The 21090-nt window shown below is 54.6% G+C and carries 23 protein-coding genes and 1 tRNA gene; 11 read left to right on the plus strand and 13 right to left on the minus strand.

The window, feature by feature from the left end; translation table 11 throughout:
• The coding region (locus GOX45_RS09270) for a lectin-like protein (RefSeq protein WP_305851946.1) at positions 1-623 on the plus strand (623 nt) is incomplete at its 5' end.
• Positions 624-1156: 533 nt separating this feature from the next.
• On the plus strand, positions 1157-3199 hold the full coding sequence (locus tag GOX45_RS09275) for an amidohydrolase (RefSeq protein WP_254445979.1): 2043 nt from the start codon (positions 1157-1159) through the stop codon (positions 3197-3199).
• Positions 3200-3376: 177 nt separating this feature from the next.
• Here the strand turns inward: GOX45_RS09275 and GOX45_RS09280 are convergent, their stop codons facing one another.
• Positions 3377-3595, minus strand: coding sequence for a hypothetical protein (locus GOX45_RS09280; RefSeq protein WP_171100172.1), 219 nt, complete (start codon positions 3593-3595; stop codon positions 3377-3379).
• Positions 3596-4012: 417 nt separating this feature from the next.
• Here GOX45_RS09280 and GOX45_RS09285 point away from each other — a divergent pair, with 417 nt between their 5' ends.
• Positions 4013-4267 carry a hypothetical protein gene (locus GOX45_RS09285; RefSeq protein ID WP_171100174.1) on the plus strand — a complete coding sequence of 85 codons (255 nt, stop codon included), beginning with the start codon at positions 4013-4015 and terminating at the stop codon, positions 4265-4267.
• Positions 4268-4586: 319 nt separating this feature from the next.
• Here GOX45_RS09285 and GOX45_RS22260 read toward each other — a convergent pair whose 3' ends face one another.
• The gene (locus tag GOX45_RS22260; RefSeq protein WP_171100176.1) at positions 4587-4829 is read right to left on the minus strand and encodes a glycine zipper 2TM domain-containing protein; all 243 of its coding nucleotides are present in this window, start codon (positions 4827-4829) and stop codon (positions 4587-4589) included.
• Positions 4830-5032: 203 nt separating this feature from the next.
• Here GOX45_RS22260 and GOX45_RS09295 point away from each other — a divergent pair, with 203 nt between their 5' ends.
• Both GOX45_RS09295 and GOX45_RS09300 read left to right on the plus strand, forming a co-directional pair.
• Positions 5033-5725, plus strand: coding sequence for an SOS response-associated peptidase (locus GOX45_RS09295; protein WP_171100177.1), 693 nt, complete (start codon positions 5033-5035; stop codon positions 5723-5725).
• 508 nt (positions 5726-6233) lie between these two features.
• Positions 6234-7235: an alpha/beta hydrolase gene (locus GOX45_RS09300; RefSeq protein WP_217350353.1), complete on the plus strand. Its 1002-nt coding sequence runs from the start codon at positions 6234-6236 to the stop codon at positions 7233-7235.
• Positions 7236-7280: 45 nt separating this feature from the next.
• On the opposite strand, the gene GOX45_RS09305 is transcribed toward GOX45_RS09300, so the two are convergent.
• The 5 genes from GOX45_RS09305 to GOX45_RS09325 all read right to left on the minus strand — a co-directional run bounded on the left by GOX45_RS09305 (position 7281) and on the right by GOX45_RS09325 (position 11937).
• Positions 7281-8402: a linear amide C-N hydrolase gene (locus GOX45_RS09305; RefSeq protein ID WP_171100181.1), complete on the minus strand. Its 1122-nt coding sequence runs from the start codon at positions 8400-8402 to the stop codon at positions 7281-7283.
• A gap of 276 nt (positions 8403-8678) precedes the next feature.
• Positions 8679-10592, minus strand: coding sequence for a DUF3604 domain-containing protein (locus tag GOX45_RS09310; protein WP_171100183.1), 1914 nt, complete (start codon positions 10590-10592; stop codon positions 8679-8681).
• 317 nt (positions 10593-10909) lie between these two features.
• Positions 10910-11146: a hypothetical protein gene (locus GOX45_RS09315; protein WP_171100185.1), complete on the minus strand. Its 237-nt coding sequence runs from the start codon at positions 11144-11146 to the stop codon at positions 10910-10912.
• A gap of 384 nt (positions 11147-11530) precedes the next feature.
• Positions 11531-11770, minus strand: coding sequence for a hypothetical protein (locus GOX45_RS09320; RefSeq protein ID WP_171100186.1), 240 nt, complete (start codon positions 11768-11770; stop codon positions 11531-11533).
• Between the two features lie 91 nt (positions 11771-11861).
• Positions 11862-11937 (minus strand) — tRNA-Thr (locus GOX45_RS09325).
• 345 nt (positions 11938-12282) lie between these two features.
• Here GOX45_RS09325 and GOX45_RS09330 point away from each other — a divergent pair.
• Positions 12283-13194 (plus strand): hypothetical protein, encoded by a 912-nt coding sequence (locus GOX45_RS09330; protein WP_171100188.1) that lies wholly within the window; start codon positions 12283-12285, stop codon positions 13192-13194.
• Between the two features lie 19 nt (positions 13195-13213).
• Here GOX45_RS09330 and GOX45_RS09335 read toward each other — a convergent pair whose 3' ends face one another.
• Positions 13214-13480, minus strand: a complete 267-nt coding sequence (locus tag GOX45_RS09335; RefSeq protein WP_171100190.1) for a DUF2312 domain-containing protein — start codon at positions 13478-13480, stop codon at positions 13214-13216.
• Between the two features lie 161 nt (positions 13481-13641).
• On the opposite strand from GOX45_RS09335, the gene GOX45_RS09340 reads away from it, so the two are divergent.
• Entirely contained in the window at positions 13642-13860 is a 219-nt protein-coding gene (locus GOX45_RS09340) for a hypothetical protein (protein WP_171100192.1), read from the plus strand.
• 9 nt (positions 13861-13869) lie between these two features.
• Here the strand turns inward: GOX45_RS09340 and GOX45_RS09345 are convergent, their stop codons facing one another.
• Positions 13870-14085: a hypothetical protein gene (locus GOX45_RS09345; protein WP_171100194.1), complete on the minus strand. Its 216-nt coding sequence runs from the start codon at positions 14083-14085 to the stop codon at positions 13870-13872.
• 240 nt (positions 14086-14325) lie between these two features.
• Between GOX45_RS09345 and GOX45_RS09350 the strand changes: the two genes are divergently transcribed.
• Genes GOX45_RS09350 through GOX45_RS09365 form a run of 4 tightly spaced genes read left to right on the plus strand, consistent with a single transcriptional unit; the run spans position 14326 to position 16520 of the window.
• Positions 14326-15189 carry an MBL fold metallo-hydrolase gene (locus GOX45_RS09350; RefSeq protein ID WP_171100196.1) on the plus strand — a complete coding sequence of 288 codons (864 nt, stop codon included), beginning with the start codon at positions 14326-14328 and terminating at the stop codon, positions 15187-15189.
• A 30-nt stretch (positions 15190-15219) separates the two neighbouring features.
• A complete protein-coding gene (locus GOX45_RS09355) occupies positions 15220-15648 on the plus strand; it encodes a YeeE/YedE family protein (protein ID WP_171100199.1) in 429 nt (142 codons plus the stop codon).
• On the plus strand, positions 15648-16079 hold the full coding sequence (locus GOX45_RS09360) for a DUF6691 family protein (RefSeq protein WP_171100201.1): 432 nt from the start codon (positions 15648-15650) through the stop codon (positions 16077-16079). The genes GOX45_RS09355 and GOX45_RS09360 overlap by 1 nt, the downstream gene beginning before the upstream one ends.
• Before the next feature lie 9 nt (positions 16080-16088).
• Complete coding sequence (locus tag GOX45_RS09365; protein ID WP_171100203.1) at positions 16089-16520, plus strand: TIGR01244 family sulfur transferase; 432 nt, start codon at positions 16089-16091, stop codon at positions 16518-16520.
• 7 nt (positions 16521-16527) lie between these two features.
• Here the strand turns inward: GOX45_RS09365 and GOX45_RS09370 are convergent, their stop codons facing one another.
• The 4 genes from GOX45_RS09370 to GOX45_RS09385 all read right to left on the minus strand — a co-directional run bounded on the left by GOX45_RS09370 (position 16528) and on the right by GOX45_RS09385 (position 21086).
• Positions 16528-17643, minus strand: coding sequence for a FliM/FliN family flagellar motor C-terminal domain-containing protein (locus GOX45_RS09370; protein ID WP_171100205.1), 1116 nt, complete (start codon positions 17641-17643; stop codon positions 16528-16530).
• 76 nt (positions 17644-17719) lie between these two features.
• A complete protein-coding gene (locus GOX45_RS09375) occupies positions 17720-20401 on the minus strand; it encodes a sensor histidine kinase (protein ID WP_171100207.1) in 2682 nt (893 codons plus the stop codon).
• Positions 20401-20709, minus strand: a complete 309-nt coding sequence (locus GOX45_RS09380) for a hypothetical protein (RefSeq protein ID WP_171100209.1) — start codon at positions 20707-20709, stop codon at positions 20401-20403. The genes GOX45_RS09375 and GOX45_RS09380 overlap by 1 nt, the downstream gene beginning before the upstream one ends.
• Positions 20706-21086, minus strand: coding sequence for a response regulator transcription factor (locus tag GOX45_RS09385; protein WP_171100211.1), 381 nt, complete (start codon positions 21084-21086; stop codon positions 20706-20708). Before GOX45_RS09385 ends, GOX45_RS09380 begins: the two co-directional genes overlap by 4 nt.
• Between the last annotated feature and the right edge of the window lie 4 nt (positions 21087-21090).

Below are 21090 nucleotides of genomic sequence, written 5' to 3' on the forward strand. Positions count from 1 at the left end.
CAAACGGTTTGTCTCAGACTGGATATCTCAATGAAAATACATATGAGATGCTGCTTTCTTTGGCGTCGCGGCAAAGGACAACAGGTTCAGTAGACAGCGGAACAAACGCAACGGAAAGCATCATTGCAAAAACTTCATCTGACAGTCGGCTATCCCCTGTGCGAAGAGTGTTTCCCGGTAAAGACCTCGTCGTTGGAAACTTCAACGGAAGGCTGTATGTTGTTGTGCTGACCTGGTCGTCTCACTCATTGGCGGAGGCGCGTGCCCTTGCGCGACGTAGTGGCGGCACCCTCGCGTCAATAACCTCGGCGGCAGAATACGACTTCGTTATGAAGCTTGCTCAGAGCGACAGCCGATTGTGGACTTCGGATGATCCCGAACACCGCCACGGGCCCAGTATCGGACTGTATCAGTCGAAAGGCGCTCGTGAGCCTTCGGGGGGTTGGGTATGGGATTCTGGCGAAAGCTATACTCTAAATCGGTGGACGCGTAGCGAACCCAATAACCATGATGGCGGAGAAGATGTTGCCGCTCTTTGGATCAAAAATGGGGGTGGAGGGCGGACCGTTGGTTGGAACGACACCAAAGGAATCTCTCGATCCTTTATTATTGAGATACCCTAGTGTGGGGTCGCAGAACAAGCCACGCCGCAAGTCCGTCACCTATCTCAGCTAGTAAACCCGCGTTGTCGCGCTTTCTGGAGGGGACAGAGACAACGCGGGCCGTCAGTGAGTGGGGTACCATGAATGTAGTGCTGAAATCGGCTCAATCAATCACGCTCTGGACAAGTCAATCTCAGACAGCAGTCAGGAAAAAAAATACGGCCTCTATCTGTCCTCTTTTCGCAATGACGGAAAGGAATGATCACTGAACGCGCGAGCCAACGGTTCTTTCAGACAAACTATGCAGGGAAAGAAGAGGGCAGGTATTGGCGCAATCCAGAGCGAATACCTAAGAAATACGGACCGGTGCGCTTGCGTTGACCAACGACCGCTTCGAGCCCGAAGCGGTCGGGTTCAGTCGTCACATCGGTGACTCATATTTTGTTTGGGAAACTTGGCGCTCAATCCAAGGCCTGCACCAATTTTCTTTTCCACCTTAGATCATCGCGATGCTAGGCTCAGATAAATTTCGCCTAACAGAGCATTGAAAAGCTATGACCAAACTGAATGTTACTCGCCGCGCTGCAATGACTATCTTTGGCAGCGCGTCGATAATCGCGATTTCCAATGCCGCGTCTACTCAAGCGGCCTCGTCATTACAGGATTTTGGAAGCCAGTTCCAAACTCTGCCCGAGATCACTGTCTACTCAGCGCAACGCGTCATCACCATGGAGAACAACGACCCGGCAATAAACGCTGTTGCCGTGGTCGGAGACCGTATTCTGGCCACCGGTTCGCGCGACGAACTCGTTGATCGCATCGGCTCACAGCCCTTTCGGTTGGACGATCGGTTCTCGGAGAAAGTTATTATTGCTGGTTTGATCGATCAGCACGTGCATCCTTTCCTCGCCGGATTGACCCTGACCTCCGAGATCATATCGATCGAGGATTGGAACATTCCGACTGGCTTTTCGGAGGCGGCAAAGGACGCGGAGGACTATCGATCGCGGTTAGAAGCGGCCGAAGCGGCTATGGATGATCCTGACGCCTTGCTGCTCACATGGGGGTACCACCACTTCTTTCATGGGGAAATCAGGCGTACACAACTTGATGAGATAAGCAGGTCGCGTCCAATCATTATTGTTCACCGCTCGGCGCACGAGCTAATCTTGAACACGCCCGCGTTGGAGATGCTGGGCGTAACACAAGAGTACGTCGATGGTTTTGATGGCCTCGCCCGGGAACAGTCGAGTTTCGAAGACGGTTATTTCTTCGAGGCAGGAATGTTCGCCGTTCTTCCCGCAGTCGCTCCAGTACTTTCAACACCGGAGCGTTTGGGTGCCGGTCTTAGGCTGGCGCGAGAGTACATGCATCGTGCCGGTGTTACTGTTGCTGCTGAACCGGGAGGTGTGTTGTCTCGACCTCTTCAAGAAGCAACAAACGCTGTCTTTTCCGGGCCAGACGCGCCGCTTAGGACATACTTCATAGCCGACGGCAAATCACTGGCTGCGATGCACTTTCAAAGTGGTTCGATGATTGAGGAGACCGAAAAGCTGCTGGATTGGGGTGAAGGCAAGACGGCTTTCATGCCGAAACAGGTGAAACTCTTCGCCGATGGCGCTGTCTACAGTTTGGCTATGCAGGTCTCGGAGCCTTATGTGGGCGGCGATTTTCACGGCGAGTGGATCATGCGACCGGACGAGTTCAATCCCGTATTCGATGCATACTGGGAAGCGGGTTACCAGATACATGTTCACCAGACTGGCGACCTTGCCGTGGACTTGATCTTGGACGCTGTTGAGCGAAACATGCGCCGGATGCCGCGAGCCGATCACCGCACGACGTTGGTTCACTTTGGTTATGCGAGAGAAGATCAAGCAAAGCGGATCGCTGAGCTGGGCTGCATCGTCAGCGGAAATCCATACTACGTAACGGCGCTGTCAGATCGCTATAGCGAGCTTGGACTTGGTCCAGAACGTGCAGATGACATCGTGCCCCTTGGGCCAATTAAGGCTAACGGCATTCCGATCTCATTTCATTCCGACGTACCAATGGCTCCTGGTGAACCGCTATTCCTTGTTTGGGCAGGGGTAAACCGAACAACACTCTCAGGCCGGGTTGCTGGCCCGGAACACCGCTTGGTGGTCGAAGACGCTCTGCGGGCGGTGACCATTGACGCTGCCCAATCCCTTCGATTGGAGAATGAAATTGGCTCCATCGCTCCCGGCAAGTTGGCGAACTTCACCATCCTTGAAGAAGACCCATTCGAAGTGGAAGCCGACAAGATAAAAGACATCGGTGTCTGGGGCACTATCCTTGAAGGTGAATTATTTCCCGTGTCAGATGACTTCGATATCGACCGCGCTTCATTATCGCCGCCACGGGATACAATAAATCCGCCCAAAAAGCCGCTGTACGCTCTTGCTGACGTATCGGGCATCGCAACGAAAGGCATGCTTGCTGGATGCTCGTGTTGCGCTTCACCAGTAGCTCAGTCGTGCACGACATCTGCTGCGGGACAAGTCTCGGCAGTTAGCTGTTGCGGCACCAACGCGTTGGGGTGGGCCGTCGTGTCCGAATGGGCTTCCAAAGTTTAAATTGGGGCCAGGCTGAGATAGCGCATTCAAATATCCGAAATGTCTGCATAGCTGACATTGGCTCTTTGTTGTTTGTCAGCAGCCACAACGCCATTGACCCTTAATCAATTTGGCAACAGCCGATGCGATCAATCCGCATTTTGCGATCAAGGCTAAGACAAAAAACCTGTGCGAGGTTTACCGTTCGGGTTTCCCCTGATCGACCGTGCGAAAGGACAATAAGGTGTCGTCGTATAGGACACGGGCAACTATGCGTACAGCGTCTTCCAGGGGAGTGCCGTCCGCTTCGAAAGTCTCGCGCAACGCCCATGTGGTATCAAAAATAAGTTCCGCATCACCGGTTGCTGTTTTACGCTGTTCCGTCAATGTCTGAACGATCAGGTCCAAATGTTTCATTTTTGGTTCATTACCGCTTTAGTCTGCTGTTACTTGGCAGATGGTTCGCGGTGATGAATTGCGCTTGTGAATTTCGGTCAATCGAAACGTTAAATGGTCATTTTGTGGCGTATTCTCACCTCCCGTAGTGCAATGACAATTCCCAAAACCCAAAGTACCGCCAATGCCATTGCATCAGTGCAGGAATCGAACGGCGGTTTTATCCGCTCATTCGAAATCGGCTACTCAATAAGCGTCATAAAACTTGGCGAAGTCTGAACACTTCTCCCAAGTCATTCCTTTGCAGAGTGTCGTCCGATGAAGAAGATGTAATGTTCGCTTAATCCTTACCAAAGCTTCGAACACCAAATCCATTGTATCACATGTCAGTGGGTTAATAGGGTTTTGAAAACAATGGTTTATGAAATCGGTGTAGACATGGCGCTTTCGGCCATGAAGGTATCTTCGGTAGTGAGTGAAAGAGATGACCAGCTCTATGCAATGGGGGTCTGTGAGGCGATGGGACTTACACCGCGTGAAGCTGCCATAGTCATTTTGGCGAAAGATAGTGATTTTGCGAGACCCAGAGATACGGAAGTATGCATCAAAAAATGGGCGCGCGAAGGAAGTTTGAATCCGACAGAACCGGCTGTCGCCAGCGCCCTTTCAAGGCTGGGCTATTCAGAGATCTAGGAGCCCGGCATAGCTGCACAGACTTGCGCGTCTCAAGTTGGCGAGGTGATCTTGGGACTAGGCTGGGCAAAGGTGCTGTTCTGGACGAAAAAGGGCGCGCTCTAACTAAGCGCGCCCCAGTTGACAGGGAGGACAGTGAAAAAATCTCGCGCTCCAAACTCAACATGAGCGCTAACTCTTTAACTGAACCCAATATCGTTGATTCTACCGCGTTGGTCAGTGAAGTGGGTTACACAGATTTGGTTATTCTGAGAATTCAAAGGTTGGCCCCGGTAGGCTGGCGTTTCCGAAATCCGTGTGTGGATCAGATTGCAAGCTTTTAGTTGCAGACTGATTGTCCCGCATACATCCCAACGCCTGCACCCGCTGCAGTCGCTAATGTCTTGCCCGATCCGCCACCGAAGCGATTTCCAACGACCCCTCCAAGAGCAGCGCCACCCAGGATCCCTGCAGCGCAGCGAGCGTCATGCTGGACCTGAGCCTGAGTTGGCGTGGTCGGTGCTCCGCATGCGGCCACAAGCAGCGAAATGCCAATCGCACATGTTAACGTTACTTTGTTCATCTCGAATGCCTCTCAAGATACCAATGTGTTATCTGACTAGGTGGCCCCAGGGCGCTTATCGTGCAAGGTTTCAATCCCCCGAGGATTTGAGATTAACCAAATCTTAATGAAGACCGCTTTGGGTTGGGCCTTTCATTCGATGCCCGTGGAACTGATCGGAAAAAGGCCCACAAACGCTTTCATCTTTCAGATAAGCTTCTCCAATGTGCGGACGACTCGGCAGACCTGATATGACATGGGCAGAGCTCTATGCCCTTCAGAACTGGATCGTGAATGGTGTCCCGATCCCGACAAAGCGGGACCCGAACGCCAAAGACCTGACGATGAGCTGGAACGTGAAGCCCACTCAGATGTTGGATATGGCCTTCATCCAAGACGACCGCTTGATAAGCTCAACGGCCCGGTGGTGGCTTGTCCCGCACTGGTTCAAGGAAGACGTAAAGCAGTGGAAACCGACCACATTCAACGCGAAGATAGAAACAGCGAATAAACTGGGTTCGTTCCGGGTCGCTTGGAAGAGCAGCCGGTGCATTATCCCGGCCAGTTTCTACTATGAATGGACAGGTACCAAAGGGGCCAAGCAGCCTTGGGTTATTAAGGCAGATACCAATGACCCTTGTATGTACTTCGCGGGCCTCTACTCGCGCCTCACATCCGGCCTGAATACTTGTACAATCCTCACCCGTCCCGCTTTACATCAAATCGAACACATCCACGCCAGGTCACCGGTCATCCTGACAAATGAGAACCTGGTGCCGTGGATGGCTGGCGAAATTGATCATGATGAAGCCCAAGATCTCGGAACCGAATGGGATGGGCGCATGCGCTACCACAAGGTTGCACCCATTGGACGCGACGATGACGGGCCGGAGTTGATTGAGGAGTTTGTGGAATAGCAGTGAAATCTCGAAAAGAGTTTCGCGGTCATCTTTTCCCGGTGACAGCAAGCGCGCCGGTTTTGTTTACGAAAATGAGCATTCAGACCTCCTCTGCGCTTCGCACCAAGGTCTATTTTGCTACTAAGGCAATGCGGCAGGCACCCGGTCAGCATCAAACAGATATTCAGAAGGCAGAGCGGTTGGTGAAGGCTCCGATTACGTGGCCCATGTGGCGTTCAAGACGAGTTCACCCTTGCCGCAACCGCCCAAAACCTCCGGAAACTGGCCAAACTCAAGCCAATGGTACCAGCCAAGAGATACATTACAAACGGCTGCTCCAGCCAAAAGCCGCCGCTCGTTCAAAGCGCAGCGAAAGACTGCTCAGAGCCCAAATCTGACGTCAAATCGACCTGGGGGTTGAGCTTCTTACAGTCAAAGAGTTACGCTGAAAATCGATAACCGAGCGATCGTTCGATCGCCTTCGTTAGGAGCCATTATCGACACTTCCGCGAGGTACCAATTGCTTATGCTCAAGACATCCAGATTTAGCGTTGTAGCCGCGCTGTTCCTTTCACATGCTTTGATGGCCATCCCTCTTGAAGCTCAGGAGGCAGCCCCGGTGACCTATTCGCTTGAAGCAGGCGTGGTTTATGGAGAGGGGCTTGTGACGAAAGAGGGTAAAGCGGTATCGCGGGATTTATGGATGGATGTCTATCATCCGACCGAAACTGCAGCCACGCCGCGGCCGGCCGTAATTCTCACCTTTGGTGGAGCATTCCATCGCGGAAGTCCAAGGCTTACTCTTCAATCCGGTGGTGCTCAAGACACCTCCATGGGCAACTACTGCCGTCGGTTCGCCGCGAGGGGCTACACGTGCTTTGCAATCGACTATCGGTTAACACCCGAAGGTCCTGTGCCGTCAGGGAAAGGTTATCAAACAGACTGGATCAAACCCGACAGTCTGTTGCCGCTCTTGCCCCAAGCCAACCATATTCGCGAGACTATGGACCTGCCGCCGCTAGATTTCAGCATCCCCGAACAAGAAAAGACAATGGTTGACGGTGTCATCTCTGCTGCCGAAGACTTGCATAAAGCGGTGCTTCATGTCCGCGAGTTGGCGGACCGATACGAGATTGATCCAAACCGTATCGCGCTCGGCGGATTTTCAGCGGGTGCTGTAACCTCTTGGAATGTAGCGCATGGCATGGGAGTTCCTGTCTCAGGCGTCTTTCTCTTGTCTGGAACCGATGCCGGATTTGACGTGAGCAAGGCTGTCACGGCCTCTTCAAACAGACCACCGATACTAGTGTTTATGGGGCAGTATGATCTTGCAGGCGCATTGTCTTCCGTTCCACAGCTTATCGCTCACTACCAAAAAGTTGACGTGGATTATGAGTTCGCATGGGTGCCGGGCTTCGGACATTTTTATCCTGCTGGAGCAGCCAGTCTGGGTAGCAATGCAGTGAGCATGTCTGTGGAAGGTCGGATTGCCGAGTTCCTCGAACGCGTTATCGGCAAAGGGTCTTAGCGCGCAGCTTAGTAGCTACGAGATAGGATTGCCTTATCTGGCCGCTTAGTTGTTTGGCGTCATGTCTACAATGGTTGGTTCGCGGTCTCCACTCGTTTCAAACACGATCATTTCTTCGCCCATGCCTGCGAAATCAATTTGCTTCATGTCAACCATGTGAACGGTGCGGTCATACATCGTGTGATAGTAGTAAACGAGGTTCTGACTATCGCTTGCGGTCGTGATCTGCGTGGCGCTGTAGAGTAAATCGTCTGATTGAACATCATCTTGCGCACCTTCGGCAGCATCAGCAGGGATGTTGAAGTTATCGAGGATACGAAACGCTTCGCGCACAGTGTCGTAGCCGCCTGTCGTCTCACGTGCAGTTTGCGAGAAGGCAACTGCCCTTACAAATCGTGACGGGGGTGTGAAATCTCCCGGAAGACCGATCATGCCACTACCTGCGCCCAGCGGTGCAAAAGTGACGCCACTTGCTTCGACTTCCGGCAAACCAAGGGCGGAAAGGTTCACATAGTTGTTGAGGTTGGTCATGTGCCAATCGTAGTTCGGTGAATTGGTGATCACGCCAAGCGGCGCATCAAAGACGGTAAGTTCACCATCGATGTATTCGACGACGATCCGCCCGCCAAAACGGTCTGCCACGAGCATATGAAAGGGGAATGGAAAGCCCAGTGTCTCATCCACGACGCCAACGACACGCACATTTTCCAGCCCGGTTTGCGCTTCTTCGACAGTTTCAAATTGAGATAGTACGTATGAAGCCAGCAGGTCACCCGGTATAGTATTGTCCGCAAGTTCGGGCAGGTATTCTTGATACTCGGTATATCCTGGCAGGTAGAAAAGGCCCGCTGTAAGACCTGCTTCGTTTATCCCGTCTGCTGGCGCTCCGTGGTCGAGCATGCTGATGCCAACCATGCCAAAGCGCCCTGTCCAAGTCGCACCCTGTGCACCATCCGGCATCGCTCCGGCATTGTAGGTGAACTCTCTTGGGATGATGTTGATTTTGGTTTCAAGGTCGAAGGGACCCCATTCAGCAGTACGCGCGCGAATGATGCTGCCGTCCGCTCCTGACAGCATTATGCCTGTGCATCCCCACGCGATTGAAACCGACGCAATGAGAGCGACGCACGCTCGACCCGAAGTCTTCAAACCTTCAATCAAGTTCATTTTTCACTCCTCAGCGATTTTGGCACGAATAACATTTGTACTTGAGGGCGATGCTAATACGACAGTATCCAGCGGCATAGCGAAAACCAGCTTGCATCAGAAAGCTGCTGTGGGCCTCGATCAGTGGCAATTGTGTTTGGGATGTAAGCGGTGGAGCATTTGACAACTGCTGGCGACAATGACGGGTTTGTTCGCAAAGCAGACTTTGAGCAAGTTGAAGCGAAGGTCTGCTTCGAGCCCAAAGTAGTCACTCACAATTCCACAGTCCTTCAATCATTATTGCTGTGGTGTATACCAGATGGGTGATGTGTACGCGCGTTCTTGAAGCGTTAGAGGTACTTCGGACGGCAGTTCGAGATTGAATTTCACGGCGTCGTATGCGGTCCATCTTGGGGTCGGAATTTCGATAACACGTACATAATAAAAGGCACTTTGTGTTGGGACGAAGTCGGGATCGGTCCAAACGGCGCCGAGTTCTGGGGCACCTATTGTGTTTGTGTAGGATGGTATCGACAGATCGACAGTTGACCCGACCGGTGCAATTTTCCCGTTTTCATCGGGTTCGCGATTGTCCGACCAGGCAACGTCATAAACGGCCTCCTTCAGTTCCCCACCGTCATCGAGCCAGCCTTTTATGATCTGAATACGGTCAAGGTTTGCACCCATGGAGTCTCGCAGCGCGTACACCAGAAATGAAGGCGCACCATCGCCCGGCAGAAGGTCTGAGCCCATTGGAACACCCTTTGAGTAGCCAACTTGAGCAAGATCGCGTCGCAACACATCACTGTCTTCAAAATCCCACCCGCCGAAGAACCTAACGCGCATACGTGGTCCCGTTGTCGCGTAGGTCTCGCGGCGGGACATACCATCCCAAATGGCACCACGCGAGTTCTCTTCGGCCCACACCGCAGTCAGCCCCGATGCGCCGTAACTCCAACCCCACAAAGCATCTGTGCCGTCAGGCAGCGTTTTGCTGACATGCGCAGTTCGGTCTGGACCAGGTTCATACGCCGTAAACTTGTGGAAGTTGTTGTCCTCTTCCACGGTCGTCATTCCAGTATGTGTGTCAGACGCTCCGACGAGACCAAACTTGAACGGGTTCACACCGAGCTCAGCCTCCAACGCCAGACCGCGTTGCAATCCAGAACGCACGTACTCGCCAGGCAACATCGCTGTTGTTTTTGGAACAGAGGCATCAAGGTTGCCGTAATCGAAAGTCTCGAAGTCTGCGAACTCATCTTCCGGTGACAATGCCGGGTGAGCTTCGCCGTCTCCCTTTATTTGCGTCGCCTCATACAGTGGTTCCCACCTTGCGCGCGCCTCGGCATATGCGGCATCAAGCGGCGCGCCTTCGTCAAAGTCATCTCTCAATGGAAACATCCAACCATTGGACAGATTGCCATTGTGTGGGATCGCCAGAACGCGTCCACCGGTCTGCGTCTCGTAATTTTCCATCCAGTTCCAAAGATCCCGTGGGTTCGGTGAACCCATTGGCGGCGTCGTTGTATACGGTAATATTTGACCGGCACGGCCAGCACCATCGCGGAAAATCACGTTGCGATGCAGGTTTCTCCCGCCCACCAGAGACGTCCACTCGTAAGCAATGAACGTGGTGAAAACACCGGGGTCGTTAAATTCTTCGGCGGCTGCGATGATGTCGTCCCAAACTGCAGCATAAGCAGGATTGCCGGGTTGATAATTAAGGGCGGGCGAAATCTCACCTTGTGCAAACAATGCTGTCAATTCAAATGCTGCTACTCGGGCTTCCTCTCCTCCGGCTGCAAATGCGTCATGGAAACGGCGACCCTGTTCATCTGCCAGTATATTCGGTGCACCACCAATGATATCGGTGATGGCACCCATGGCGTCTGAATGATCTGTTATCATGTAAAAATCTAAAGGTTGAGCCAATTTCACGGGCTGTCCGGTGTTCGACACAACCTGCTCCCCACGGGCTAGTCGATAGGCATCACGTGGCATCAAACGTGTTCCACCACCTCCAGCATCTGCACTCAGACCGGTATGAACATGGGTGTCTCCAAAGTAGACCTGCGTTGGATAAGCCCGGTCGGCGTTGGGAGAATACGGGCGACCTGAGCGGTCGCTGAGGCCCTGAGGATTTATTGCATCTTGAGCGAGGCATGGCAGAGAGAGTGATATGAATAAAGAGATAGACCAAGCAATTCGCATAGGACCCTCAATAAGTTGAAACGTCTGAACCACGCATCCAATGGCACGGCTCCAATTACAGTATCACTTACATTAGGCAGCGTGCGAACGGGTTGTCTACATATTGCAGAAAACCGCCAAAGTGGCGGAAACTTAGGCCAACCAAACTGCAAATGCGATTAGCCGCTTCATCCGCTTGGCCGTCACTCACGCTGAGAGCAGCGAAGGTCTGCAGGGAGCCCTTAGCGCTGGTCGTCAATCGGCGCGCGCAAATCTAACTCCAAAGCATGGATTACACTCTGGATACTCCCAACAAAGCCCCTTTTTGCTGTCGTTGTTTAGTCCCAGATGACGGCGCTTTCGTATTCCCGAAGTGCCAAGACGCCATCCTCTGTAATTCGGTAAGTTGCCCCTACACCTGAACTCGGCGCATCGCGCGTTGCTAAACCTTCCACGACCAGTCTATCAAGACAAGCCTTGGCACGATCCTCAACCTTGTCTGGAGTGAGCGGGAACGAGTGCTTTTCAACCAAATCTAGCATTTTGAGTGCTAATATTTCATCAAACGGTCGCAATCGTTGCCTCCCTATTGCGTACTTTCTTCGTTTCGCAAAATGTCTTGGATCGCAACAATGATTCTGCGGACCCTATCGTCGGAAATACTGTAATAGATTTCCCTGCCGTCCCGTCGCGCAGCAACCAGCCCCTCAAGACGAAGCCGGATAAGTTGTTGGGAGCAGCCCGCCTGAGGCATCGATACGTCTTTTTAGAGTCGAGATACGTTTTTCTCACCTTCCATTAGTCTTAAGAGTATCTGAAATCGCCCTGGATGAGCCATTGCCTTTGCGAAACCGGCGACTTCATGGAAATGCTCTTTCATCTGCTCTTGCAAGGCGCATCTCCTATTGGCCGTTTGCTGGCTCCAGCCAAACCTTTGACACTTCCCCACCTACCAGCGTTCATTCCGCCGCTGATGTCTTAGGTTGTTTACTCTGCCCAATGCTACAACTTTCACACCGGAGCGCATGTCCTGCTGCGATATCGGCAGCATCATCCCTTGAAAAAACCTGAAATTGAGTGATGCGGGCGGCGACAGAGCGAGCATCAATTTTCAAGACCAGAACAATGATGGAAAATACTGCGAGAGTGATTTTGTTCCAGAAGGAAACGTTATACCAGCAGCCCAGTTTCAGCAGCAAAACCGCGCACATTGTCCCCCATATGTCCCCCAACACCAACGCAGACGATGGAGATATCAGTCAAAAAATCTTGCAAGTGATTGATTTTAAATGGTGCCCCCACACGGACTCGAACCGCGGACCTACTGATTACAAATCAGTTGCTCTACCAGCTGAGCTATAGGGGCACCCTTGGGTGTTTCGACGCGATTAACATCATTCAGCCGGGAAGCTCAAGAGGCATTTTCACAATAGTTTCGATTGATTGATGTGTGGGGTTTTATTCAAATCCGTAGCCCATCGTGGAGGCGAGGATGAACTGGTCGGGGGGCCAAGAATGTTCGTTCAATACAGGTGTCCAGATGACACGGCGAATGCCTCGGCTAGATCTCAGCAATTGCAGGTTGGAGCGCCCAAAGCACCCAAGGATCCTGATTTCCGGAGCGCATCAAGCACCGGATAATCGGTGAATGCCAGCATGATCCCTGGGTACACCGTTCGATTTGACGGCATCAGTTTCTACCTGTAACCCGATGAACAGTATTCTCAAAATGTGGGAAGTCTTGACCGTGGAAGTGGCCATCCTTAGCAGCGTTGCGTTTACTGACGAAGGGCGGCTCTTCGAATTGGCACGGGCAAACACCAACCTCATGGCAGAACACAACTGCCTGTATTTTGGTGGCAGAAAATACCGTACGGTTTTCAAGCCCGCACTTGACGCGCCTAAGGCTCGACCAGTCGCATCAGAAACCTCAGCTCTGTTTCAAACTCAAATTCCGGAGGGTCAAGAACCGAGGCGAGTCATTTTGACCGGTGGGAGTTTTCTCGGCTCGCTTACCTCGACCATCGAAAACGGGCAGTTCTACCCTTCTGCCGGGGAACGTCTTAGCTTCATAAGCCATGTTTTTGATGGTCAGCCAATTCAATTGTTCATTGCTTTGCGTAATCCGGCCAGCGTGATCGCCGGCGTACTGGCCGCCCTGCCCCAGCAAGACCGGCAACAGATTCTGTCGTCAACCGATCTCAGCTGTCTCAGTTGGCTACCTATGATCGAAGATATACAGGAATTGGCGCCGAACATTGAGATCACGCTTTGGAGCGACACCCATGCGCCCCTGATAATCGGTAAAGTTTTCCGTGCGCTCGCAGGCTTGCCTGAGGACGCGCCACTGACAAACGAGTTTGCATTCCTGTCATCATTGTTGGCAGACGCAGGAGTTCGCGAACTTGATGAACTGCTGTCCCAGGAGGATTTTTATCAATCTTCGGCAACGCGTGATGCGCTGGCCGAAATTTTCGAACGGCATGCTCATGCGGAGGCGATCGAAGAGGTGATCGACTACCCCGGCTGGGATGACGAGGTTGTTGCTGCGTTTACCGAACTTTACGAACAGGATCTGGCACAGTTGCAAACCATGCCAGGCATTCGTTTTCTGACCCCCTGAAGGACCCAGACAGCGATGGTCACATGCCAAGTGCTTCCTTGTACATCTCAAGCACCGCCTCTTCTTCGGCAATATCGTCCTTGTCGCGTTTACGCAGCGCGATCACCTTGCGCATGACCTTGGTGTCGTAGCCGCGTGCCTTGGCTTCGGCCATGACTTCCTTTTGCTGCTCGGCAAGGTCTTTCTTTTCCGCATCCAGACGCTCGAACCGTTCGATGAACTGGCGCAGCTCGCCAGCGGTTACGCGGTAATTGACGGCGGCCTGGTCTTCGGTGATGTCTTCCATCTGCGTCTGTCTCCAATCGGCTGGTTGTTTAATGCATCGGGCAATGGGCCGGATACCGCGCCACCGGTCAGGGTGCAAGCACGCAAATCACACCCGGGCTTGTGCGGCGTATGTTCATCCGATAAGCGCGGTCTCACCGAAATGAAAAGGCATTGGACACCATGTTCGACTTGATAGTCTGGGGCGGAGCCGCGCTGTCTCTGGCGGGTTTGATAGGCCTGATGTATTGCATCCTGCGCGTCATGAAGGCGCGCAAAGCTGGCTTGACAGACGAAGAATTGAGAGCCGCGGTTCAGGCCGTTCTCCCGTGGAACCTGGCGTCCCTGTTCTTATCGGTGATTGGTTTGATGCTGGTCATCCTGGGCATTTCCTTCGGATGACCAACCAGATCAGACTGGCATATTGTCGAAGCGCGCTTCGACCGCGTCTTCGCAAAGCGCAGCATCCAGACGACGCAGGCGCGATGGGATATGCATTCCTTGCGCGCGCATACGATCCAAAACACGGCTGACACTGGGTTGCAGCTCTAGTCGGGTGTCCAGACAAGCACCTTCCAGCTTGTGTTCAAGCTGCTCGGCTTCGGAATAAAGGTCATGTTCGTTCATTGATCTTCCTCCCATAGGTGTCACTCTGTCCGATGTAGGTAACGGATTTAATACCAGCACATCTGCAGAGCATTCCCGTGCGGTTTTTTGCCGACCGGCCTCAAAAACGCGCACAAACGCGCGCGCTGATGAAATCCTATTCGTAAAAACACGACCGCGCCTTGATGAACATCAAATCGTGAATTGGATAATGTGTCATATTCCGGTATGACAATGTGAAGTCATCTACGGGAGAGTCGCATGACACCTATCGTCAAAGCCTTCTTTGACCCTCACACTTTCACAGTCTCCTACGTTGTACAGGAGCCCGAAGGGTCAGCTTGCGCCATTATTGACAGCGTATTGGATTTCGATCACGCGTCAGGTCGGACTGACACGGGGTCTGCGGATCAGATCATCGACTACGTCAAATCAAACGGCTTGAAGGTCGATTGGATTCTGGAAAGCCACGTCCATGCCGATCATTTGTCTGCGGCTCCGTATCTTCAGGAAAAGCTGGGCGGAAAGATTGGTATCGGCGAAAACATTGTTGTTGTGCAGGACACGTTTGGCAAAGTGTTCAATGAGGGCACCGAGTTTCAGCGCGATGGCAGTCAATTCGACGCTCTGTTTACCGAGGGCGAAAGCTTTCACATCGGACAAATGCGCGGAGATGTCTTACATACGCCCGGGCACACTCCGGCATGCATGACATATGTGATCGGCGATGCAGCCTTTGTGGGCGACACACTGTTCATGCCCGATTTCGGCACGGCACGCTGCGATTTCCCGGGGGGATCTTCAGAACAGCTTTATAAGTCGATACAGAAAATCCTGTCTTTGCCGGACGAGACGCGCGTTTTTGTCGGCCATGATTACAAGGCCCCGGGGCGTGATGAGTATGCCTGGCAAACCACAGTGGGAGAGCAGAAAGCGCTGAACGTTCATATCGGTCAGGGGCGCAGCATCGAGGAGTTTGTCGAGATGCGCGATGCCCGAGACGCCACGCTGTCCATGCCGCGTCTGATACTGCCCTCGCTGCAGGTGAACATGCGCGCAGGCAACATGCCTCCGGCGGATGAAAACGGGGATGTCTTCATGAAAATTCCGGTCAACAAGCTGTAACCGGTCGACACGCAGCCAGAGGATAGTGCGATGCATACGGAATGGATTTGGGGGCTGCTTGGCGGGCTCATAATCGGGCTTGGGGCTGCGGTCTTTTTGTTGGGCAATGGCCGCATCATGGGGGCCAGCGGGATACTGGCTGGTTTGCTTGAGAAGAGCAGCCGGGATGTACGATGGGAGCGCCTCGCCTTTGTCGCGGGCGTTGTCGGGATGCCCCTTCTGCTTCGCCCGCTGATCGCGCCGGAAACGGAAACGCATTTAACAGGCAATCTGACGCTCGTGATCATAGCGGGGCTGCTGGTTGGTACAGGCACAAGGATCGCAAATGGCTGTACATCGGGCCACGGGGTTTGCGGCATCTCACGGTTTTCGCTGCGCGGGATCGTGGCCACCGTGTTCTACCTTTTGGCCGGTGCACTTACAGTTGCCCTGTTTCGGCACGGCTTGGGGGTGATCTGATGCGTGGAGTGCTTGCCTTTTTTGCCGGGTCGCTGTTTGGCACCGGTCTTCTTGTGTCAGGAATGACGGACACGACCAAGGTTCAGGGCTGGCTGGACATTTTCGGAAACTGGGATCCGACGCTTGCCTTTGTGATGGGCGGGGCGATCTTGCCCATGGTCATTGCCTGGCGCCTGACCCATGGGCGTGAACCCGCGGTGGGCGGAACCTTTCCAGAGCCTCCGCCTGTCGAATTGGATCGGCGCCTGGTCGTCGGTTCGGTTCTGTTTGGCATGGGATGGGGGCTGGTGGGATTGTGCCCGGGTCCTGCCATGGCGTCGCTCAGTTATGGTGGCGTTGGTGGCGTGGTCTTTCTGGTTTCAATGCTGGCGGGTATGCTCGCCGCGCCAACGTTGGGTGCAAAACTGGACAGAGTGGCGAACCCGGCTTAAGCAATTGCCATGGAGATTCGCCCTATTACCCCCCGCTACGCCGTCTCACCTCAGATCACGGTTGAAGACGTTCCAGCCATTGCCGCGGCAGGTTTTGTTAAGGTGATCTGCAACCGTCCAAATGTCGAAGTTCCTCCGGCCATACAGTCGGATGCCATTGGTCAGGCGGTGCGCGACGCGGGGATGGTATTTGAAGTGCTCGAACTGACCCACCAGACCATGACCCCTGAAAACGTCGCACGCCAAAGGGACATGGCAGAAAGCGAGGGCGGTCCGGTCTTGGCCTATTGCGCATCAGGCACGCGCTGTTCGGTGGTATGGGCCTTGGGGCAATGCGATCACCTGAGCCCGGATGAGATTTTGGAGGCCACCGGCAAGGCTGGCTATGCCTTGGATAACCTGCGCCCGGCCCTGGACCAATTGAGCCAGCGCGACGGATAAGCTTGTTCTAGGGCTTATCGTTGGTGCCGTCCGAGACCTCTGGCAGCCCGGCGAGCTGTGAAATCTCTGCAAGCATCTGATCGGAATTACCAATCTCGAGCGATGGATCCTCATCCAGCAGAGCGTCTGGTGCAGCCATCAGGTCCGGCTGAGCGGTGTCGTCTGCCTGGGGATCGACAATATCGCCCGAAACAGGCTGTTCCAGCTTGGCGTCACTTTCCCAGAACGCGTCTGGTTGGGCTTCGGTCAGCAGAGGGCCATTGTTCTGCTCGTTGATCCGAACCGCGCGCATACCACCGCATTGCCCCAGGCGCCCCAGGGCGATGCGACTTCGGTCGATTGTCAGCATCTCGGTCTTGTCGACCCGCGCACCCTGCAATGGCAATACTTCCCCCACAGACAAACCCGACAAGTGAGACAGAGGTATGTTCATCCGGCAGATCACCCCGCTCAGCTCTGCTCGCATGACACCTGCGGCTTGGTCGAGTTGCCCGCCCCCCGCACGCGCCTGCGTCATCGCCTCGACCGTCTCGGTCGCGAGATCGGGCAAAACTATGCAGATTTTTCCCTGTCGCAACCCGCCACCCAATTCGGCGGTCAACGAGAAGAGACGAAATTGATCGTCTACCAGCGCCAAAGTGACAGCGCGGGCAGATCCGACGCGCCCCGAAAACTCGAAACCTGAAAGGCTATCGATGTCCAGCGGATCCTCGACCAGAGTGCGGGCCTTTTTGAAGACGTCTTCAAGCAGAGGCGCGACCATGGCGGCGTCGGTATCGGTGAACGGACGGGGTTCCGGGTCATCGGCGATCACATCCCCTATCGTCTGTTTCTGAACAATCGCCGAGACAGCGCCCAGGTCAACACAGACAGCGGCCACACGCCCCTGCGCCGTTGAAAAGAGCAACAACAGCCAGTCGTCTTGCAAAACATTCTGCAGCCCCTCCAAGGGGGATTGCGTTTGCTTGACAGCGATGATGGACAGCGGCAACCCGATCCGTTCATCCGCAGCCCGGGCCATGGCGAGCCGCAGCGCGCGTGAGACCGAACGTGGCGAGGTATCAGCACTGCCCTGATTTGCGGACAGCTTTCGCGTCAAAGCCGTGCCGGATTGCTGCGTCATATTACCGAACCGCCCAGTTGTTGCTGATACGCTTTTTATGTACCTGCGGTTCGTTACCAATGCCTTTACATAAGCGCTATTGCGCGGCCTGACGAAAGGCCAGTGGCAGGGTGACGCGGAACCCTGCCCCGCCCTGTTCGGGCAAATAGGAGATATCTCCACCCAAACGCTGCATGATCTCGCGACAAATGGCCAAACCCAGCCCGGCGCCTCCGGCCTTGTCCGACCCGACTCGCGCAAATTTTTCGAACACCATTGCTTGCGCCTCGGGTGGGATACCGCTGCCATTGTCGATGAAATCAATCACTACCTGACCGCCAATATCATGGGTCGCGATTGTCAGTTCCGGCTCGTCCGCGTCGCAATATTTTTGGGCGTTCGAGATCAGATTGATGAAGACCTGTCCCAAACGATCCAGATCAGTATAGAGCGTGATGCGCTCGGCAGAGCGTGTACGGCGCAAGGCCAGCGCGCGCTCTCCTCCTGTCAACGCGGTGGCCACAGCGCGATCCAACACGCCCTGAACAGTACCATCCAACATGTTCAAGCTGACCTGACCGCTTTCCAGAACACTCAGATCCAGCAGGTCGTCCAATAGCCGCGTCAAGCGCAGGGCCTCATCATGGATGATTGAGGAAAAGCGCATCTGATCTTCGTCACTCATCCCGCCCGTGTCGCGCATGATTTCCGAGAACGCGCGGATTGATGTCATGGGTGTACGCAGTTCGTGGCTGACCTGGCTGAGAAACGCATCCTTTTGCATCGAAAGCTGCGTGAGCTTGGCATTGGCATCACGCAACTGGCGCGCGGTGCGGCTCAGCTCGGCCGACTTGGTTTCAAGCTGATTGGAATACTCCAGCATCTGCGCCGATTCGTCAGCCACGGCCAGCAGGTCTTCGACCGATACCGCCGCACCACCAACGATCTGACCGATCATCGCATGTGCGGTCGCCGCACCAACCGAACCGCTCAGCTCTCGCTCTAACCGTTCCAGAAATCCGGGCGTTGGTTCGGGCAACCGCCCTTCGCGGCCCTTTTGACGCGCCGCCTCGGCCTGGAAAAACTCCTGTGCGGCTCCGGTCCCCAGTATGCGTTGGGTCATGATCATCAGATCTTCGCTTTGCGCCACCGACCCCGACCACCCATGGGGTGAGGCGGAATGGTCAAACACATTGACGAACTGTGCCCCCTGCAACCTCTCCAGCGGGCTGGGAAAGCTCAGCAGCGATCCTACGCAGAACGCAATAGTGTTGAGCGAGAGTGACCAGACAACCGCATGTACCATCGGATCGATCCCCTCAATCCCGAACAAGGCTTGGGGGCGCAGCCAGCCCAAGCCAAAGGGGCCGTTTTCGATCATCGACACCGGGATGATGCCGCCCTCCATTCCCGGCAGGAGCAAGGTATAGATCCACAGCACAAAACCAACGGTCAAACCGGCCAAGGCCCCCACCCGCGTCGCACCGCGCCAGAACAGCGCGCCTACAAGTGCGGGCAGGATTTGCGACAGACCGGCAAAGGCCACCAGGCCGATCGAGGCCAGAGCCGCACCGCCGCCCGACAAGCGGTAATAGAAATACCCAAGCGCCATGATGGCCGCGATGGATAGGCGCCGCGCGATCAACACGATCTTGCGCACATCGCCCGAGACCGGGCTGCTGCCTTCCTGCGTATTCAGCCAGATCGGCATGACCACATGGTTCGACACCATCGTCGACAGAGCCATGGCGGTAACAATCACCATGGAGGTCGCCGATGAAAAGCCACCGATAAAGGACAGCATCGCCAGCCCGTCATTGCCTTGCGACAAAGGTACAGTCAGCACAAACAGGTCGGGGTTCGATCCTGCGGGCAAAAGGTCAAGCCCAACCACCGCGATCGGGACGACAAAGAGGCTCATCAACAGCAAATACAGCGGAAAGGCCCAGGCGGCCGTGCGCAGGTGGCTTTCGTCATCATTCTCGACCACCATGACCTGGAACATACGGGGCAGGCAGACGAAGGCTGCCGCTGACAAAAAGATCAGGGTCGTCCACCGACTTGTATCGACGTTCCACTGCCCGATATCGGAGGCGTCGATCCGATCCAGCATAGGTGTCAAACCACCGGCAATGCCCCAGACCACAAAGATGCCGACGGCCAGCAAAGCCACTAGCTTGACCACCGATTCCAGTGCAATTGCCGTCACAATCCCGTGGTGACGCTCATTGGCATCCAGATTGCGCGTTCCAAACAGAATAGCAAAAGCAGCCAGCCCGGTCGCAACCCAAAACACGCTGGACCCTTCGCGATAGAGCCCCGTTGGATCAGCCTCGGCAAAGATAGAAAAAGATAGCGTAATCGACTGTAATTGCAGCGCAATATAGGGCGTTCCACCCAGAACCGCCAGGGTTGTGACACAGATCGCCAGCGTGTTGGACTTGCCATAGCGCGACGAGATTAGGTCAGCAATAGACGTCACCCGCTGACTGCGCCCGATGCGCACCAGCTTGCGCAGCCCCCACCACCAGCTGACCATCACAAGCGTTGGCCCCAGATAGATCGTTACGAACTCCAACCCCGACCGCGCAGCGTTGCCAACCGCACCGTAAAAGGTCCAGGCTGTGCAATAGATCGACAGGGACAGCGTATAGATCAAAGGCGACCGCAGCCATTTCCCCTTGCCCGCGGCAGCAGCCCTATCTGCCGCAAAGGCCACGCCGAACAGCAGTACAACATAGCCCAGACAAACCAGTATGAGCATGTTGAGCGTGGCCATCACTCACCCTCCGACGCGCGGCCTTCACCTTTACTGAGCCGCCTTGCCGCAACACCAAACACCAAGCCGATCAGGATCAGCAACCCCCAGCAGGCAAAGATATAAAACATCGCCGAGGACAGCGGCACCGCGTCCGCCCCGTCGCTTTGATCGGGCCACAGCAACGGGATCACCAACAGCGCCGCCCCGAAGAAAGGCAACAGCCGTGCAGCATCCATCAACCTGCGGCGGCGATAGCTCTGGCGCTCCAGAAACAACGGTGGACGCGCCGCTGATCTGCGCGCGGTACCGTCCTCTGACAAGCTCATGAGCGCGAGGCCTTTGCGTGAAGATCCCGCACAGCTGTCAATACTTCGGTGTTGGAAAAGGGTTTGGTCATGAACCGGCTGACACCTGCCTGCTCGGCCATCTCGCGATCCCGCGACTGGCCGCGTGCCGTCAGCATAAGAACCGGCAAACCGAGAAAACGGTCCTGTTCACGCAACTCGCGCAGAATCTCCATCCCGCTTTTCCCAGGCAGCATTACATCCAGGATCACCAGATCCGGTTGTGCCGCGCAAATCACCTCAATCGCGTCCGAGCCTTCGGCATGGGTTTGCACCTGCCAGCCTTCGCGCGTCAAAAGAAACCGGATGGCCTCGGTGATGTTCGGCTCATCCTCGATCAACAGAACCTTGCGGCTCATTTGT

It is taken from the genome of Ruegeria sp. HKCCD7255 (assembly GCF_013031565.1).
Classification (GTDB): Bacteria; Pseudomonadota; Alphaproteobacteria; order Rhodobacterales; family Rhodobacteraceae; genus Ruegeria.